The sequence below is a fragment of the Clostridia bacterium genome (genome assembly GCA_024653205.1).
In the GTDB taxonomy this organism is placed as follows: Bacteria; Bacillota; DSM-521; order Neomoorellales; family SLTJ01; genus JANLFO01.
In genome coordinates this window covers 97,305-114,569 of sequence record JANLFO010000006.1, presented here as the reverse complement: position 1 = coordinate 114,569, position 17,265 = coordinate 97,305, and the positions used below count along the sequence as shown (strand labels likewise).

General features: G+C 65.6%; 16 protein-coding genes and 1 pseudogene. 9 read left to right on the top strand and 8 right to left on the bottom strand.

What is annotated here, in order from left to right:
- Positions 1–349 precede the first annotated feature (349 nt).
- Complete coding sequence (locus NUV99_04900) at positions 350–505, bottom strand: hypothetical protein (GenBank protein MCR4419457.1); 156 nt, start codon at positions 503–505, stop codon at positions 350–352.
- A gap of 124 nt (positions 506–629) precedes the next feature.
- Here NUV99_04900 and NUV99_04895 point away from each other — a divergent pair, with 124 nt between their 5' ends.
- Positions 630–968, top strand: a complete 339-nt coding sequence (locus NUV99_04895) for a hypothetical protein (GenBank protein ID MCR4419456.1) — start codon at positions 630–632, stop codon at positions 966–968.
- 168 nt (positions 969–1,136) lie between these two features.
- A complete protein-coding gene (locus NUV99_04890; protein ID MCR4419455.1) occupies positions 1,137–1,883 on the top strand; it encodes a ComF family protein in 747 nt (248 codons plus the stop codon).
- Positions 1,884–2,066: 183 nt separating this feature from the next.
- Here NUV99_04890 and NUV99_04885 read toward each other — a convergent pair whose 3' ends face one another.
- Positions 2,067–3,206, bottom strand: coding sequence for a sodium ion-translocating decarboxylase subunit beta (locus tag NUV99_04885; GenBank protein MCR4419454.1), 1,140 nt, complete (start codon positions 3,204–3,206; stop codon positions 2,067–2,069).
- A 42-nt stretch (positions 3,207–3,248) separates the two neighbouring features.
- Positions 3,249–3,467 carry a DUF6485 family protein gene (locus tag NUV99_04880; GenBank protein ID MCR4419453.1) on the bottom strand — a complete coding sequence of 73 codons (219 nt, stop codon included), beginning with the start codon at positions 3,465–3,467 and terminating at the stop codon, positions 3,249–3,251.
- A 330-nt stretch (positions 3,468–3,797) separates the two neighbouring features.
- Here NUV99_04880 and nuoF point away from each other — a divergent pair.
- From nuoF to NUV99_04860, 4 genes and pseudogenes are all read left to right on the top strand, one after another.
- Positions 3,798–5,411, top strand: a pseudogene (nuoF, locus tag NUV99_04875) (NADH-quinone oxidoreductase subunit NuoF).
- A 46-nt stretch (positions 5,412–5,457) separates the two neighbouring features.
- Positions 5,458–8,430: a formate dehydrogenase subunit alpha gene (gene fdhF, locus NUV99_04870; protein ID MCR4419452.1), complete on the top strand. Its 2,973-nt coding sequence runs from the start codon at positions 5,458–5,460 to the stop codon at positions 8,428–8,430.
- Between the two features lie 84 nt (positions 8,431–8,514).
- Entirely contained in the window at positions 8,515–9,036 is a 522-nt protein-coding gene (gene nuoE, locus NUV99_04865) for an NADH-quinone oxidoreductase subunit NuoE (protein MCR4419451.1), read from the top strand.
- A 35-nt stretch (positions 9,037–9,071) separates the two neighbouring features.
- Complete coding sequence (locus NUV99_04860) at positions 9,072–10,013, top strand: formate transporter FocA (protein ID MCR4419450.1); 942 nt, start codon at positions 9,072–9,074, stop codon at positions 10,011–10,013.
- Positions 10,014–10,393: 380 nt separating this feature from the next.
- Here NUV99_04860 and NUV99_04855 read toward each other — a convergent pair whose 3' ends face one another.
- Both NUV99_04855 and NUV99_04850 read right to left on the bottom strand, forming a co-directional pair.
- Complete coding sequence (locus tag NUV99_04855) at positions 10,394–11,689, bottom strand: NADP-dependent malic enzyme (protein MCR4419449.1); 1,296 nt, start codon at positions 11,687–11,689, stop codon at positions 10,394–10,396.
- A 71-nt stretch (positions 11,690–11,760) separates the two neighbouring features.
- Positions 11,761–12,318, bottom strand: coding sequence for a FumA C-terminus/TtdB family hydratase beta subunit (locus NUV99_04850; GenBank protein ID MCR4419448.1), 558 nt, complete (start codon positions 12,316–12,318; stop codon positions 11,761–11,763).
- Between the two features lie 508 nt (positions 12,319–12,826).
- On the opposite strand from NUV99_04850, the gene NUV99_04845 reads away from it, so the two are divergent.
- Positions 12,827–13,000, top strand: coding sequence for a hypothetical protein (locus NUV99_04845; protein MCR4419447.1), 174 nt, complete (start codon positions 12,827–12,829; stop codon positions 12,998–13,000).
- 87 nt (positions 13,001–13,087) lie between these two features.
- On the opposite strand, the gene NUV99_04840 is transcribed toward NUV99_04845, so the two are convergent.
- Positions 13,088–13,396: a hypothetical protein gene (locus tag NUV99_04840; protein ID MCR4419446.1), complete on the bottom strand. Its 309-nt coding sequence runs from the start codon at positions 13,394–13,396 to the stop codon at positions 13,088–13,090.
- Positions 13,397–13,625: 229 nt separating this feature from the next.
- On the opposite strand from NUV99_04840, the gene NUV99_04835 reads away from it, so the two are divergent.
- Both NUV99_04835 and NUV99_04830 read left to right on the top strand, forming a co-directional pair.
- On the top strand, positions 13,626–14,639 hold the full coding sequence (locus NUV99_04835) for a hypothetical protein (protein MCR4419445.1): 1,014 nt from the start codon (positions 13,626–13,628) through the stop codon (positions 14,637–14,639).
- A 165-nt stretch (positions 14,640–14,804) separates the two neighbouring features.
- Entirely contained in the window at positions 14,805–14,957 is a 153-nt protein-coding gene (locus NUV99_04830; GenBank protein ID MCR4419444.1) for a hypothetical protein, read from the top strand.
- A gap of 38 nt (positions 14,958–14,995) precedes the next feature.
- Here NUV99_04830 and NUV99_04825 read toward each other — a convergent pair whose 3' ends face one another.
- The gene (locus tag NUV99_04825; GenBank protein ID MCR4419443.1) at positions 14,996–15,664 is read right to left on the bottom strand and encodes a CAP domain-containing protein; all 669 of its coding nucleotides are present in this window, start codon (positions 15,662–15,664) and stop codon (positions 14,996–14,998) included.
- A gap of 74 nt (positions 15,665–15,738) precedes the next feature.
- Complete coding sequence (locus tag NUV99_04820; GenBank protein MCR4419442.1) at positions 15,739–17,199, bottom strand: S41 family peptidase; 1,461 nt, start codon at positions 17,197–17,199, stop codon at positions 15,739–15,741.
- Between the last annotated feature and the right edge of the window lie 66 nt (positions 17,200–17,265).

Below are 17,265 nucleotides of genomic sequence, written 5' to 3'. Positions count from 1 at the left end.
AGGTCCACCCACAGCGCCCTGCCCAGGTACCCGTATCCCATCACAACCTCCCCCTTTTGAACGGTTTCTCAGGTTGTCAACCCTGAGGTCGGCTTCGGGCCTCGACCTACGCCTGAGTAGGCCGCCACGGCCCACCGCCTCACCCTGCCTGCTCTTCCGGTGCCTCCCGGTCTTTCCCCTCTGCGTCTTGGTATAGCAATTCGGGATGGCTTTTAACATAATTCTGGCGCAGTCCCTCGATTTCCTTCAGCTCCTGCAACCCCTGTGACCGTTCCGGTCCCTACGGACCAAACCAAAAAGCCCCGGGCCGGGCGAGGTGGCCACCCTCCCCGGACGACCCGGTCAGAAGCTACCGGGCAAAATAATGCCGGTATTCCTCCGGCGTGAGACTGCGGTAGCATTCGGGGCAGAGTTCGCCGCGTCCGGGCACCAGAACCGGATTGCCCTCCAGAACGTCCTCCACCAGTCCCAGCGACCGCCCGCAACGAAGGCAGCTGTCGATCACCGCGTCCGCCCTCCTTTGCTTGCTTTCGGTTTTAGCCTTGCCAACCCGACCCGGCGGTAACGCTGGAATCTCCTGGCGTAACCACCCTGACGGTGCTTTCATAGCCTGGAGCAGGGGTGAGAGTATGCGCCAGGTGCTGCCCTATCTCCTGCCGCTGGCAAGCCTGGCCGTAATTGCCTTACTGATCTGGGGGGAAAGCATCTGCCGGGAAAAGGGCGATCCGATTACTCTCTGCCTTCACCTGTTGCCTTCGCTGGCCGATTCCCTGGAGGTCGGGGTAAGGTGGGCCGTCTGGTCTGCCTCCTGGCAGGGAAGGACCATATCGGTGTACCTGATAGACCCGGGCTTCTCGCCCCTGCTCACCGAAATCGCCACCCGGCTGGCCCGAGCCTACCCGGGCGCCGTAATTCACCGCACGGCAGTCCGAATTTCGGTGCCTTCCCCCGACGGGCCCGGCCGCTAGCCTCCCAGCCGGCCGGGCCCGAGCCGATCTGAGCCCACGTACGCCAGCCCGCACGGACGCCACCGTGGCACGCCAGGCAGGCCCGGTACGAGATATACGGCAGGTTTATTGGGAGCAGGCAGGGAAATAGACAGAGAGGCTGCCGGTTAGACGGAGGCGGTTAGAAAGATGATGGACCTCAAACGTCGTCTTGGGCGGGAACTGGTTGCCGGCCTCTGGGAGCTTCTGTACCCTTTCGCCAACCGCTGCCCCTTCTGCCGGCAGCGTCGTCGCGGCGAAACCGGCATCTGCCCGGACTGTCTGGCCGAGGTAAGAGCCTGGAAGGGCCGTTACCAGCCCTGTCACCGGTGCGGCCGCCTGCTTCACGGGCCCGGGCTCTGCCGCGACTGCCGTCCCGACCCCCCGCCCTTCCGCTGGGCCCGCGCCGCCGGCGTCTACGAGGGACACTTGCGCCAGGCGCTGCAACAGCTAAAATACTACCGCCGCCGCCGCCTCGCCGCCCCCCTGGGCCGTCTCCTGCTCCTGGCCCTGGAGGAGGCACCGCCGCCGATCGACTTCGACCTGGTGGTTCCCGTGCCTCTTTCCCCCAGGCGCCTGGCCGAGCGCTCCTTTAACCAGTCCGCGCTTCTGGCCAGGGAATTGGCCCGCGCCCGCAGCCTTCCGCTTGCCGAGCCGCTGGTACGAACTCGCGAAACGCCGCCGCAGGTAGGTCTCAGCCGCGCCAACCGGATGGTCAATCTGGCCGGCGCTTTTGCCGTTCCCGACCCGCAAGCGGTGGCCGGCGCCTCCATCTTACTGGTGGACGATACTCTGACCACCGGGGCCACGGTGCGCGAATGCAGCCGGGTCCTGCTGGCCGCCGGAGCCCGCACGGTGTGCGTGGTTACGGTGGCCACGGCCTTCGCCCTGACCTAGCCACCCGCGGCATTTAGGAGGCTTGGGAGGAACCGTTCTTTCCCCTCTCAGACGGAAAAAGAAGTCCTAGCGACCGTACTACCAGCACCACGAGGTAAAGGATGGCGAAAGTAAGCGCCAGACCCCAAGCAAGGATCTCTAGGCCAAACTGAAGTTCGTTTCCCGTCAAGGGCTCACCCCCGCTCAGATCAATCCCAGGGCCCGCAATATGGCCAGGACCACACTGGCAACTACCACCGAACCTATTTGCCCGCTGGTGTTAGCGCCGATGGCGTGCATCAGCAGGTAGCTCTGGGGGTTCTCCGCCGCCGCCAGGCGGTGGGCTACCCTAGCCGACATAGGAAAGGCGGATATCCCTGCAGCCCCGATAAGAGGGTTTATCTTCTCTCGCGAAAACAGGTTTACTAACTTGGCTACGAGTATCCCCGCCACGGTATCCCCAACCAGGGCCACGAGGCCTAGGCCGAAAATGGCCAGGGTTTCTAGTCTCAGGAAGGTACGGCCCTCCATGGTAGCGCCCACCGCAAGGCCCAGCAAGAGCGTGGTTACGTTAACCAGTTCGTTCTGCGCCGCTCGGGATAGCCTTTCCACTACCCCGCACTCCCTAAGGAAGTTGCCCAGCATCAGCATGCCCATCAAGGGGGCTCCCATGGGGACGATGAGCAGGGTCACCACGCTTACTACCAATGGAAAGAGCACCCGCACGGTCTTGGACACCGGGCGGCTATAAATCGCCGCCGACATCACCCGGCCCCTCTCCTCGCGGGTAGTCAGCAGCCGCGCCAGCGGGGGCTGGATTATGGGTACGAGGGCCATGTAGGAATAGCACGCGACTCCCACCGGTCCCAGAATTTCAGGCGCATACCGGCTGGCTACAAAGAAAGCCACCGGCCCGTCACAGGTACCGATCATACCTACCGCCACGGCCTCCAATTTATCAAATCCCAGGGCCAAGGCTATGAGCAGGGTCAGGAAGACGCCGAACTGAGCGGCGCCGCCGAAGAACAGCACCCGCGGGTTCTGGAGGAGAGGACTAAAGTCGATCATGGCCCCGATTCCTATGAATATCAGGCAGGGAAAAATATCCGTGAGCACGCCCGCCTGGTAGAAGTAGCGAAGGAGGCCATGCTCCTCCATCAACCCGGTCAAGGGGAGATTCACCAGAAGGGCCCCAAAGGCGATGGGCACCAACAGGAGGGGCTCTACCTCCTTGGCCACGGCCAGATAGAGCAGCAGCCCGGCCAGGGCTAACATAACCGCGTTATGCCAGGAGAACTCTAACAGGGCAGCGAATAAGTTGGTCAGAACCTCGACACCTATCATGAGCACCAGACCCCCCGGACGGGCAATCGGAAACCGAGGCAGCTAGGATTTGGCGCTGCCATACGTCTTTAGGAAGCGGGCCAGGGAACGGTCGTAGGTCCTTTCTACGTCCGGCGGGAAAAGACATCCCGGTAACTCCCCGTGGCGCCAGTGGTAGCTCAGGCATTCACAGCACTTGCCTTTACGGGAGCACGGCTCGTAGGTGCAGGTGCACTTCTGGCGGTTACGCTCCAGGTTGCACTCGGCTCCCGGGAGACTCAAAGCCTACCTCCTCCTTCCTGGTCTGGTTCCGGAACGTTTCCCCGTTAATGACTAAGGTTAGACGTTCTCCGCCCCGTTCCTGCCTCACCAACCAACCTTATTCCCGGCCACCGTTGCCATCCCGAAGCCAGTATTCCCCGAACCGGCCCTTCGGCCCAGACACGGCCGAACGCCGGTGAGGTTTGCGTATCCCGTAGATGGCTCTCCGGCCGTTCAGAACCAACTCGGGCGGCCTCGGCGCATACCCTACCCGGCCTGAGGCCAGCCTAAGGATGAAATGGAGGGAACGATTTGCAGCTAGAAGAATTCGCCGCCCGACGGCGCGAACTTATGACCGCCGGGCCTTTCCGGCAACCTCAGGTAACCGTAGGCATGGGCACCTGCGGTCTGGCGGCGGGCGCGGGCGAGGTCTGGCGGGCGGTACGGGAATACCTTCGGGAACACCACCTGGCGGCCACGGTCAAACCGGTGGGGTGCATCGGCCTGGACGATGCCGAGCCCCTGTTGGACGTACTGCTCCCCGGCGAGCCCCGGGTAAGCTACGGCCGGGTCGGGCCGGATATCGTGCCCCGCATTCTGGAGGAGCACCTGCGGCACCGCCGGCCGGTGGAGGAATGGGTGGTGGGCCGCATCTACGAGGAAGGCCGGCCCTTCCCGGAGCTGGACTTCTACCGCCGCCAGGAGCGAAGGGTGCTGCGGCGCTGCGGCTTCGTCAATCCGGAAAGCATAGACGAATACCTGGCCCGGGGAGGCTACGGGGCGTTTCTAAAGGTGCTGACCCGGATGGATCCGGAGCAGGTTATCGAGGCGGTCAAGCGTTCGGGCCTGCGCGGCCGGGGCGGAGCCGGATTTCCCACCGGCCTCAAGTGGGAGTTCGCCCGCCAGGCCCCGGGGGAAAAGAAATTCGTGGTCTGTAACGCCGACGAGGGCGACCCGGGAGCCTTCATGGACCGCAGCCTCCTGGAAGGAGACCCGCACGCGGTGCTGGAGGGGATGCTGATCGGAGCTTACGCCATGGGCGCCACCCACGGCTACATATACGTGCGGGCCGAGTACCCCCTGGCGGTGAGGCGGCTCAAGATCGCCCTGGCCCAGGCTCGCCAGTACGGCTTGGCAGGGGAGAACATCCTGGGCACCGGTTTCAGCCTGGAAATTAAGCTCCGGGAGGGAGCGGGAGCCTTCGTCTGCGGGGAAGAGACCGCCCTGATGAGTTCGGTGGAGGGCAAGCGCGGCATGCCCCGGCCGCGCCCGCCCTTCCCGGCCCAGCGGGGGCTTTGGGGCTACCCCACCAACATCAACAACGTGGAAACCTGGGCCAACGTGCCCCTCATCCTCGAGCACGGCCCGGACTGGTTTGCCGCCCTGGGAACCTCCGGCAGCCGGGGCACCAAGATCTTCGCCCTCACCGGCAAGGCGCTCCGCAGCGGCCTGGTGGAGGTGCCCATGGGCATAACCCTGCGGGAAATAGTGTTCGGCCTGGCGGGAGGCCTGCCCGCCGGCCGCCGGTTCAAGGCGGTGCAGATCGGCGGGCCCTCGGGCGGATGCCTGCCGGCCTCGGCCCTGGACACCCCGGTGGACTACGATTCCCTTACCCAGGCCGGAGCCATGATGGGCTCCGGGGGCCTGGTGGTGTTAGACGATAGCACCTGCATGGTGGACCTGGCCCGCTTCTTCACCGCCTTCAACCGCCGGGAATCCTGCGGCAAGTGCACCCCCTGCCGGGAAGGCACCCAGCGGATGCTGGAGATCCTGGAGCGCCTGACCGCCGGCCAGGGCAGCCACGAGGATCTGGACAGGCTGGAAGAGCTGGCCCTGGTAATGAAGGATACCTCCCTCTGCGGGCTGGGCCAGACCGCGCCCAACCCGGTGCTCAGCACCCTGCGCTATTTCCGTTCCGAATACCTGGCCCACATCGAGAACCGGGTGTGCCCCGCGGGGGTCTGCGCTTTAACCCCGGGCAGGCCAAACCCAAGGGAGGGGGAAGCGCTCCATGCGGCAGCCGCCACCCGCTAGTACCCCAGATGATCCGCGTTCTCGGGCGGGCAGGCCAGGGATCCGTCAGGAAGACGCCGCCCTCTCGCGGCACCAACCCCGGGCCGAGGACATAAACCAAGGGGCGCCGCCGCCGGCCGAGGATCTGGTCGAGCTGACCATCGACGGCCGCCGGGTGCTGGCCGCCCGGGGCCAGACCATCTTCCAGGCCGCCCGGGCGGCGGGCATCGCCATCCCCCACCTTTGCTATCACCCCAAGCTTTCGATAATCGGCTCCTGCCGCCTGTGCGTGGTAGAGGTGGAGGGGGCGAGAAATTTGCCCGCCTCCTGCTCCACGCCGGTGGCCGAAGGCATGGTAGTGCACACCGAGTCTGAACGGGTGATCCAGGCCCGGAAGGTGATCCTGCACCTCCTGCTGGCCAACCACCCTCTGGACTGCCTCACCTGCGAGAAAACCGGCGACTGCCGGCTGCAGGCCTACGCCTACCAGTACGGAATCAAGGTTCCCAAATACCACGGCCTGCGGCGGGACTACCCCCGGGACGACACCAACCCCTTCTTCGAGCGCGACCACACCAAGTGCATCCTCTGCGGCCGCTGCGTGTACCACTGCGCGGAAAACGTGGGGGTGAACGTCTACGACTTCGGCTACCGGGGCTTTGAGGCCAAAATCGTGGCCGGCCTGGACCGGCCGCTGGAGAACTCACCCTGCATCTTCTGCGGCAACTGCATCGACGTCTGCCCCACCGGCGCCCTGCAGCCCAAGCTGATTAAAGGCAAGGGCCGGGTGTTCGACGTGGACCGCGTGCCCACCGTCTGCCCTTACTGCGGCGTGGGCTGCGCCCTCACCCTGCTGGTGAACCGGGGCGAAATCGTGGGAGCGGTGCCGGCCAACGGGCCGGCCAACCGCAACCTCCTCTGCGTGAAGGGCCGCTTCGGCTGGGACTTCGTGCACCACCCGGACCGGCTACGGCAGCCTCTCATCCGCAACGGCGAGGGGTGGCGCGCCGCCTCCTGGGAGGAGGCCCTGGACCTCGTGGCCCGGCGCCTGAGCGAGATCCGGGATCGCTACGGCCCCGACGCCATCGGCATCATCAGCTCCGCCAAGGCCACCAACGAGGAGAACTACCTGCTGCAGAAGTTGGCCCGAGCGGTGATCGGCACCAACAATGTGGACAACTCCGCCCGGCTGTGCCACGCCTCCACCATTACCGGCCTGGCCGAGGCCTTCGGCAGCGGCGCGGCCACCAACCCCATTGCCGAGCTGGAAGAGGCGGAGGTCATCCTGGTGGTGGGCTCCAACACCTTCGAGGCCCATCCCGTAGTCTACTTCTGGCTGCAGCGGACCCACCGCCGGGGCGCCAAGGTGATCGTCATCGACCCGCGCCGCACCGCCGTGGCGGAAATAGCCGACCTCCACCTGGCCCTGGTGCCGGGCACGGACATAGCCCTCATCAACGGAATGATGCACGTGATCCTCAAAGAAGGCCTGCACGACCCGGAGTTCATCGCCGCCCGCACCACCGGCTTTGAGGAACTCCTGCCGGTGCTGGAGCGCTACCCGCCCAAGCGGGCCGGCGCCCTGACCGGGGTGCCGGCGGAAAAAATCGTGGCCGCCGCCCGGCTCTACGGCTCCTCCCGCCGGGCCACGGTGCTTTACGCCATGGGCGTAACCCAGCACGTATCCGGCACGGCCACCGTCCGGGCCCTGGCCAATCTGGTGATGCTTACCGGCAATGTGGGCCGGCCCAGCACCGGCATTTACCCCCTGCGGGGCCAGAACAACGTCCAGGGCGCCTGCGACATGGGAGCCCTGCCCAACTACCTGCCCGGCTATCAGCGGGTGGATAACAGGGAAGCGCGGCAGCGCTTTGCCGCCGCCTGGGGCCGGCCGGTGCCGGAAAGGATCGGCCTGACCGTGGTGGAAATGTTCCAGGCGGCGATGGAAGGCCGGATCAAGGCCCTGTACGTGGTAGGCGAGAACCCCCTGGTGAGCAACCCGGACCTCAACCGCATGGAAGAGGCCCTGCGCCGGGTGGAGTTTCTGGTGGTGCAGGACCTGTTCCTCACCGAAACCGCTCGGCTGGCCCAGGTAGTGCTGCCGGCCGCCTCCTTCGCCGAGAAAGACGGGACCTTTACCAACACCGAGCGCCGGGTGCAGCGGGTGCGCCGGGCCATTGACCCGGTGGGAGAGAGCCGGCCGGACTGGGAGATCGTGGCGGACCTGGCCCGGCGCCTGGGGTACCCTATGGATTACGCCTCTCCGGCGGAAATAATGGAGGAAATAGCCCGCCTGACACCTATCTACGGTGGGATCACCTACGAGCGGCTGAAAGAAGAGGGCCTGCAGTGGCCCTGCCCGGACCGGAGCCACCCCGGCACCAGGTTCCTGCACCACGGTCGGTTCGCCGGCGGCCGGGGCCGCTTCGCCGCCGTGGAGTTCGTGCCTCCGGCAGAGTGGCCGGACAACCACTACCCGTATCTGTTGCTCACCGGCCGCCACCTCTACCACTACCACACCAACACCATGAGCCGGCGCTCCTACGGCCTGGCCCGGTTCCGGCCCGACCCCTACGCCGAGGTTCATCCCCAGACCGCCGAACGCCTGGCGGTGAACCAGGGAGACCTGATCGCCGTAAGCTCTCCCAGGGGAAGCATCCGCTGCCGGGCCTTCATCACCGACCGGGTGAAACCCAAGGAGGTTTTCGTGCCCTTCCACTACCCGGAGGCGGCGGCCAACCGGCTGACCCACGCCGGGCTAGACCCCGAGGCCCGCATACCGGAGCTAAAAGGCGGGGGAGCGGCCCTGGCCCGGGAGGAGCCGGCGCGGGCGGTGGAGGCCGGAGAAGCGCCCCGGGCGGCTCGAGCCCCGGGCGGCCGGGTGGCGGCTTCCGGCCGCCGGACCGGCACGGTCCGGGCCCAGGCGCAGGTAGAGCCAGAGCGGTCCGGCGACCTAGGCGAGACTCGCTAGCCTGCGCGCCTCGGGTAACAGGCCAGCGGCGGTTTGATGGAAGCCGCAGTTTTGAAGCATGCGTGATCGGGGGGTAACTACCGAATGCCCGTCACTCCGCAGCAGGAAATATGGCCGGGAGGACCGGAGGCGACCCACCTGGCGCCGCTTCCCGAGGCTCTGGCCAAGATCCTAGATCGCCACCGGGACGAGGAAGGCTCCCTCATCCCGGTGCTGCAGGAAATCCAGCGCCGCTTCGGTTATCTCCCCCGGGAGTACATGGCGGCCGTGGCCCGGGAGCTGCGCCGGCCCATGGCCGAAGTCTTCGGCGTGGCCAGCTTTTACGCCCAGTTTTCGCTCCAACCCCGGGGAGAAACCACCATCCGGGTCTGCCTGGGCACGGCCTGCCACGTACGGGGCGGACAGGCCATCCTGGAGGCTTTCAGCCGAACCCTGGGCATTCCGGCCGGCAGCACCACCCCGGACCGCAAGTTCAGTCTGGAGCGGGTGGCCTGCCTGGGCGCCTGCGGCCTGGCACCGGTGGCCATGATCAATCAGGAAACCTTCGGCCGGCTGACGCCGGAAAAGGTGCCCGAACTTCTGAAGCGAAAGGGTGAAACGCACTGAAGGAAGAGTATCCGGCCGGGCGATCCCAGACGCAAATCCCGGCCGACCTGCACGTGGAGGCTTACGCCCCGCGGGAAGTGGCGCGCAGGGTGGAAAAAATCGGTGCCAGCAAGGCCGAACAGGATCCCTGGACCACCCTGGCCCTGGCCTTTCTGGCCGGCGCCTTCATCGCCCTGGGTAGCCAGTTTTATACCGTGGCAGTGCACGATTCTCCCTTTGGGGTGGGCCTAACGCAGCTCATCGGCGGGATGGCCTTCTGCCTGGGCCTGGCCCTGGTGATCGTAGCCGGCGCGGAGCTTTTTACCGGCAACACCCTAATCGTGATGGCTTACGTGCAGAACAAGATTTCCGGGCGCCAGCTTCTGCGCAATTGGGGCCTGGTCTATGCCGGTAATTTCCTGGGCGCCCTGGCCATGGTCTTTCTCATCTATGCCAGCGGCCAGTACTCCCTCAACCACGGGCTGGTGGGAGCGCAGGCCCTCCTGATAGCCCACGGCAAAGCCGGGCTTTCCTTCTCGGCGGCTTTTAGCCGGGGCATACTCTGCAACCTGCTGGTGGCACTGGCGGTGTGGCTTTCCCTGGCCGGCCGGAACGTGGTAGACAAGATCGCGGCCCTCTTGCTGCCCATTACCGCCTTCGTCGCCTCCGGGTTCGAGCACAGCGTGGCCAACATGTACTTCATCCCCATGGGGTTGTTGCTCAAGGGCCACGCCGACTTAATGGTCCTGGCCGCCCGGGCCGCGGGCGGCCCCCTGAACCCCGCCCTCCTCTCCCTGACCGGCCTTTTCCGCAACCTGATACCGGTCACGCTGGGCAACGTAATCGGAGGCGCGGTTCTGGTGGGGCTTACCTACTGGTTCGTGTACCTGCGGCCGCCCGGAGCCCTGCGCCTGCCCCGTCTCTTCCCCGGCACCCGGCCGCTCCTACGGCCGGCGCGCAAGCCCCTTCGGCCGCGCCGCAACGGCCCGGAGCGTTAAAGCTTACCCGGCAACGTCGCCGAACCAACTCTCCTACGCGGCGGTGGAGTCCCCGCCCTGACCCTACAGCCAGTACCGGAACCCGTCGAGACCAGATAGGGGTCACGGCTCCGGCTTATCGCCTGTTGGCTCTGGGCGGCACCGGGTCTCCCCGTTCGTACTGTAACCTCGCCGACCGAACTAGGGCTCGAGCGTCGCGCTCCGGCAGGCGCCCGGCGCAGGCGCCATCCGTGGCGCTGCGCCGCTCCGGCCGTCCGTGGCCTCGCCAAGCTCAGCACCCGGTGAGGTGCCAATGTATTCAGGTGAGTACCCGGAACCGCCCGGCGACCTGGAAGCGGCGACAACTCACCGGCGGGCGGAACCGCCGAACCAGAACCGGGTCAAGCCTCGGCATCCTCCGGCGGCGGAGGTATGTATCCCCGCTCCATCAGGACCCGGGTCATCTCCCGCGCCTGGCGGATGATCTCCCGGGCGTGGACGAAAAGTTCCTCGGCGGTCTGCGGGCGCCTAGCCACTCCCTGCTCCACCGCCTTGGCTCCCACCGCCGCCGCCACCCGGGGGTAGACCTCCCACTCCTCCATGGTGGGCAGCAGATACTCTTCCGAGAGCCGTCCCGTCTCCTCCGCGTAAGCGGCCAGGGCCTCGGCCGCGGCCAGGCACATCTCATCGGTGATGGTGCGGGCGCGCACGTCCAGGGCGCCGCGGAAAATGGCCGGGAAGCCCAGGGAATTATTGATCTGATTGGGAAAGTCGGAGCGGCCGGTGGCCACCACCCGGGCGCCGGCCTCCCGGGCCTCCCAGGGCCAGATCTCCGGCACCGGGTTGGCGCAGGCAAAGACAATGGGATCGTCGGCCATGCTCCGAATCCATTCTTTCTTTATCCGGTCAGGACCGGGCCGGGAGAGGGCGATGACCGCATCCGCGCCCCGCAGGGCTTCGGGAATGCCTCCCACCCGGCCTTCGGCGTTGGTCTTAAGGCAGAGTTCCCACTTCTCGGGGTAGGAAGGTTTTAGCCCCTCCCGGCCCGGGTGCAGCAGGCCCCGGCTGTCTACCACCAAAAGGTTGCCGGGTTGTACGCCCGCGGCCATCAGCAGCCGGGCGATGCACACGTTGGCCGCCCCGGCTCCGATCAGGGCGATCTTAACCTCTTCCAAGCGCTTGCCTGCCAGTTTCAAGGCGTTTAGGAGCCCCGCCAGGGTGACCGCGGCCGTGCCCTGCTGGTCGTCGTGCCACACCGGGATCTCCATTTCCCGCCGCAGGGTATCGAGGATGGCGAAGCACTTGGGTTGGGCGATGTCCTCCAGGTTGATGCCCCCGAAAGAGGGAGCCAGGTACTTCACGGTGCGAATGATTTCCTCCGGTTCCCGGGTATCCAGGCAGATGGGCACGGCATCTACTCCGCCCAGGTACTTGAAGAGCAGGGCCTTGCCTTCCATGACCGGAAGGGCGGCCTCCGGGCCGATGTCTCCCAGGCCCAGCACCCGGGTGCCGTCGGAAACCACGGCCACGGTGTTCCACTTGCTGGTGTACTCGTAAACCAGGTCCGGGTCGCGATGAATGGCCCGGCAGGGCTCGGCCACCCCCGGGGTGTACCATAGGGCGAAGTCCTCCAGGCTCCTGACCGCGCACCGGGGCAGGGTTTGCATTTTGCCTCGGTAATAGGGGTGAAGCTTCATGGCCAGCCGGCCCGGCTTTTCCGCCTGCCGCACCAGTTCGTCCTTGCTTGCCACTCTTCAATCTCCCTTCCTTAGCGTCGGGCGTACTTTTGCCGCCCCTCCACATAGAGGTCCCCGCCGTAACAATCGTTGATCACTACGGCAGGAAAATCTTCTACTTCCAGGACCTGTAGAGCCTCCGGCCCCAGCTCCGGGTAGGCCACCACCCGGCAGCTCCTGATCTTCTGGCTCAGGAGCGCGCCCGCGCCGCCTACCGCGGCCAAGTATACCGCCCGCTGCTCGATCAGCGCCTGTTTCACCGCCTCCGAGCGCGAACCCTTGCCGATCATGGCTTTGAGCCCGGTGCGGGCCAGAAGCTGAGGGGTAAAGGGGTCCATCCGCCCGCTGGTAGTGGGTCCGGCCGCCCCCACCGGCCGGCCCGCACGGGCGGGAGAAGGGCCCACGTAGTAGATGATCTGCCCTTCCAGGTTCACCGGCAGGGGCCGGCCCTGTTTCAGGAGCTCCGCCCATAGCTTGTGCACCGCATCCCGGGCGGCGTAAAGTTCCCCGGTTATGAGCACCGGGTCGCCCGCCCGCAACTCCGCTACCACCTTGTCGGTAAGAGGGGGACGGAGAAGCTTAACCGCCATGCCCGCGCTCCTTCCTCCTGCGGCCGGTAGCCACCGGCCGGATCTCAAGGCCTCAGAACTTCCCTGCTTTAGTGTTCGCCGCCGAGGCTGGCAACCCTTTTGTGAGGCGCCGGGATAGGTCCAAGCCGGGAGGTTCCCCGTTGACGGCGGGCGGTACCGGGCCTCCCCGTTCGTACTGTAACCTCGCCGACCGAACTAGGGCTCAGGCTTCGCGCTCCGGCGGGCTCCCGGCGGAGGCGCCGTCCGTGGCGCCCCGCCGCTTCGGCCGTCCGTGGCCTTCGGCCCGCCTTCGCGCTCGCCCTCGCCAAGATCGGTTGCCCGGCGAGGTTCCAATGTACTCAGGGGAGGCCCGGTACCGCCCGCCAAACCAAAATTGCCGGTGGGTCGGGCGTCCGAGTGGCTCCCTCCGGGGAGCACGCATAGGATAAAGCAGCCGCTTCCGGCGCCAGAAGCACCGAGACCAAGAAGCAAGGTTCCAGCCAAAAAGCAGGGGGAAAGGAGGAGCGCGGTGCGCACCGTTCTCTGGCAGGCCATCACCGCGGAACAGAACTTGGCTCAAGCCTACCGCCGCTGGGCGGAGCAGATAACCCGGCCCGAGCTGCGCCGGCTCTTTCTGCAGTTGGCCGAACAGCACCAGCAGCACGCGGAGGTATTGCGGGCCCGGCTGGCCCAATCCCCCTGAAAATAAATCGGCCCGCAGGCTGCGGGCCGCAGGAGAAAGCGGACGGAAGCAACACGGCAACCGGGAACACGAGCCTCAGGCTCGGGGCTACTCTGCCCCTGGTTCCTCTTTCAGCTCTTCCTCCCCGGGAGAGGTCTCCTCCGCCCAGAAGCCCTCCGAGGAGCCCTCTTCCGCCGGTCCCGCCGGAGGGGCTGCCTCTTCGGGCGCGGTTTCGGGCTGGGGTGGCGGCTCGTGGCCGGGTGCCGACGGTCCGGGGGGCCCGGCTTCGGCTTTCGCCGGCGGAGCTGCCGCCCCGCACCCGCAGGGCCCGGAAGGGGCGTAGAGTTCTCTTACTTTCGCTTCGTCCAGGCCGTAGGCGGAAAAGTACTCCAGCACGGGCTTTGGGATACCGCTCAAGCGCTCTTCCTCCTTTCCCAACTCGGGAAGCTGATCAGGGTTCCGGCGGTCTTACCCCTCTCTAAACTTATGCGGCGAGCTTGGGTGAGGTTACCGGAGCAAGCGCTTTTTGTGGCAGGCGCCGTCCAGGAACCTCCTCCAGGTTCACCCCATATGATGGTCTACGGAAAAGGCTAGCCGGCAGGACCAGCCTTGGCCGCCCCTAACATTCCTTAAGGAGGGAGACCTGATGGGCGAAATTCAGCCCGGCAAATGCCCCATAGTAGACGGCGTGCCGCAGTGCCCGCCGCCCACGGAAATTGACTGTATTGAAGTCTTAAAGGTTTATGACCAGTGCATTAAGGAAGAGATCATCTTCCGCGAGGTACCAGTACCCAAACACTGCCACATAGACCCCACGGATACCATTGTATGTGAAGTGGTCTTCCCGGACACCACCTGCTCCATCTTTAACTTTGGGGAGCCGGACCCCAACAACTTTCGCTCAATAGTCATAAAGCAAACTATCAAGTTGCAGATCCGGGTGTTCGACAGCCGTGGTCACGAAAAGGTTCCCTGCCGCGTTACGGAGGGGCCCTTCCAGCAGTTCCAGGATGTCTTCCTGTACGCGCCCGAGGGTACCTTCGGCCAGTGCCGCATAGTGAGCGCCCGCTGCGAGTGCTCGGTGCTTCCCCGCACCGATACCACCAACCACGAGGACAGCGCAGAAGGGAACGGGCATGAAAGCCTCGTGTTGTTCTGCAAGATAAAGCTCTGCAAAGAGATCCAGGTGAAGGCCCTGGTGAAGCTCCTGGTCCCAAGCTACGGCTTCTGCCAGGCCGAGCCCTGCGTGGCCACTCCGCAGGAAGAGTTCCCCTGCCCGCCGCAAAACCTGTTCCCGCCCCAGCAGTGCGAAGTGCCGGACGTGGTGGTAGTGGATACCCCAGAGGCCCTGGCCAATAAGACCGCGGAGACGGGTCCGGAGGGTGAGGTTCCCAGAACCATGGTGCAGGGGATAGTAGTCACGGTCACCAGAGGGGCGGATGTGTTCGACGCCATCACCGACGCCGACGAGGTGGCCCGCTTCCCGGCCCTGGTGGGCGGCTTCAAGCGGGGCGACGTGATCAACGCCGGGGGCAAAGAGGTTAGGCTGCCGGTGGATTGCTGCCGAGTCACCTTCGAGCGCCAGCGCGACCTCACGGGGCAGATCGTACGCACCCTGGTGTACTGCGACGGCCGCCTCATCCGGGTGCTGCCCAACTAGGTCCCGGCGACGTGACCGCCCCAGCCCGGTAGAGAAGGCGCCAGGCGGCCGGCCTGGCGCTTTTCTCTGCCACCTCGAGTTGAGAGCATCGCCAGCCGCCGGAGCCCATATAATGTTTGGGGAGAATCCAACCTGAGAATCTAACCGGAGTAGGAGGAATCCCGGGTGAAAATCATCACCACCAGCCGAAAGTTCTACCTCACCCTAGAAATCACCGAGGAGGAGCTTAAACAGCTCCGGGAAGAATACCAGAAGATCGCTCTGGAAAAAGGGGTAATTACCGCCCTCATCGAACAGATACTGGTAACCGTCCGCTAGGCCCGACGCCTAGGCCTTCGCCGCCCCGCCCGGCATACCTAGGGCCGGGCGAAGAGCTCCACTACCACCAGGCCCGAACGGCCGACGTAGGGGGCTACCCCGATGCCCACCCGGGTGTAGGTGGGGCTGAGGATAATCGCCCGGTGGGCCGAGCTGGCCATGAGCAGCCGGTGAGCCTTGTAGACGCTTCCCGCCTTGGCTATGGTTTCGCCGCAGGCCGACCAGGGATAGCCGGCGGCGGTGAGCATCTGACCGGGGGTTCCGTAGGTGGGGGAGGTGTGCCCGTAATAGTCGTAGGTGGCTACGTCTTGCGCTTTGAGCCGCGCCAGACGCATCAACTCCGGATCGGCTTCTACCGGGCTCCGCCCGGCCTTTAGCCGCTCCTGGTTGATCCAGCGGAAAAGCTGCGCCTCTTCGGCGGTGAGGCCGGAAGGGGGCTCCGGCACCGTCTGAGGAGCCTGGGTTTGCGGCTGAGAGGTGCCGCCCGAGGCCGGGGCAGCCGGAGCGGGAGAAGAGGGGGCGGACGAAGCCGGAAGTTTGAGCGTGGAGGGAGAGTACTGCTGCAGGTACTCCAGATACCACTGTTCGACGCTCTGGCCGGGCGCGGGCCGTTCGGCCACCGCCGCCGCCACGGTAGGGGAGGGCCACAGGGCCAGGATAAATATTGCCAGCAGGGCAAGGGAAGTGGGTCCGAAGGAAGTTTTCACCGGTCTTCCTCCTTAATACGGGTTTAGTAGATTATAACTTGCCCGTAACAAGGTGGGAAACCGGTAAATTCTGCCTAGAAAGCCACGCTAATAATCCGCCGGCGGCCGTCGTACTGGACCCGGCCACCCAACCCCTCCGCCACCCGGCGCAAGGGCAGCCATAGGGTGCCGTCATCTTCCCAGGCCGCCGGGAAGGCATGGCCGGTGCTCACGTATACCTCGTATGGCCCGTAACGCAGAACTACCTGCCGCCCGGACCGGACCAGCGAAGCGCCGAAAACCTCGGTAAAGAACCGGGCGGGAACGTAAGCGGAGCCGCCTCGCAGGCGGTAGGAGTCTGACCCACCGTTAGCCTCCGCGGCCAGCCAAACCGTCCGGCCACGGCTGAGTCCGGCCAGCAGCAGGCGGCGGGCCAGGGCTTCCTGCTCCTCCCGGTCGGCAACCTCGTAGTCCGGCACCAGGCCCTTGCCGTCCACTTCGCGGCCCAGGGGCGTGCGGTAGCGGGCCACGGAAAGCTTCAGGGCGCCGCCGTTACTCAACTCGAAAACCGACTGGATGGAGCCCTTGCCGAAGGTACGCTCTCCCACCAGAAGGCCGATGCGGTAATCCTGAACGGCCCCGGCCACGATCTCCGCCGCGCTGGCGGTAAAGTGGTCTACCAGCATCACCAGCGGCAGCCTAACCCTCCGGCCGCCCTCGGCCTCCAGAGCTTCGGGCTCGCCCTCCCGGTCTACCACCTGCACCACCGGACCCGGAGGCAGGAACTGCGCCGCCACTTCTACCGCCACGTCTAACAGTCCCCCGGAGTTGCCGCGCAAATCCAGGATAATTCCCCGGCTGTCAGGAACCAGTTCGGAAAGCGCCCGGGCGGCTTCCTCGGCGGTGGCGGTTCCGAACTCCTCCAGCCGCAGGTAGCCGATGCCCTCGGGTAGAAGCTCCCAAGACACGCTGGGAATTTCGATTACTTCCCTCACCAGCCTTAATTCGAACCTTCCCCCACCCGGCCGCTCCAGGGTTAGCACCACTGCCGAACCCGGCTCCCCCCGAATGAGGGTCAAAGCCTTCTCCACGCTGGCGCCTACCAGGGAATGCCCGTCGGCGGCCAGGATGCGGTCCCCAGCCTTTACCCCGGCCCGTTCGGCGGGAGAACCGGCTAACGGCGCCACTACGGTTATGTAATCACCGACCTTGTCCAGACGAATACCCACACCGCTGAAGCTGCCCCAGAGGGATTCGAGGAACTGAGCATATTCCTGCGGCCCCAGGTAGACGGTGTAGGGATCGTTGAGGCCAGCGATCAGTCCTTCCACCGTGGACTTGTCGAGGCTTTCCGCCGGCAAGGGATCTACATAGTAGCGCCGTAGGTACTCCCGCACCTCCTCGAGGATCCCATTAGAAGAGGCCCCCGCCGCCATGGTGGCATCCGGCCGAGGCCCCTCCTCCCCGGCTACCCCGACCGCGGAGTAAGGGAGCAACAATAAAACGAAAAGCGCCAGGAGAAACCAGACCCGGCCGCCTCGACCCCCGACTGCCATTTGAAGCTCTCCTCTCCGATACCGCTCTAGAAACCAGCTCTTCCGCCGGCCATCTCCATGGCCCGC

Coding starts and splice junctions, on each gene's coding strand:
- NUV99_04850 (MCR4419448.1), bottom strand. CDS start 12,318: ATGGCGGTTAAGCTTCTCCGTCCCCCTCTTACCGACAAGGTGGTAGCG.
- NUV99_04835 (MCR4419445.1), top strand. CDS start 13,626: ATGGGCGAAATTCAGCCCGGCAAATGCCCCATAGTAGACGGCGTGCCG.
- fdhF (MCR4419452.1), top strand. CDS start 5,458: ATGCGGCAGCCGCCACCCGCTAGTACCCCAGATGATCCGCGTTCTCGG.
- NUV99_04820 (MCR4419442.1), bottom strand. CDS start 17,199: ATGGCAGTCGGGGGTCGAGGCGGCCGGGTCTGGTTTCTCCTGGCGCTT.
- NUV99_04895 (MCR4419456.1), top strand. CDS start 630: ATGCGCCAGGTGCTGCCCTATCTCCTGCCGCTGGCAAGCCTGGCCGTA.
- NUV99_04885 (MCR4419454.1), bottom strand. CDS start 3,206: ATGATAGGTGTCGAGGTTCTGACCAACTTATTCGCTGCCCTGTTAGAG.
- NUV99_04855 (MCR4419449.1), bottom strand. CDS start 11,689: ATGAAGCTTCACCCCTATTACCGAGGCAAAATGCAAACCCTGCCCCGG.
- nuoE (MCR4419451.1), top strand. CDS start 8,515: ATGCCCGTCACTCCGCAGCAGGAAATATGGCCGGGAGGACCGGAGGCG.
- NUV99_04890 (MCR4419455.1), top strand. CDS start 1,137: ATGATGGACCTCAAACGTCGTCTTGGGCGGGAACTGGTTGCCGGCCTC.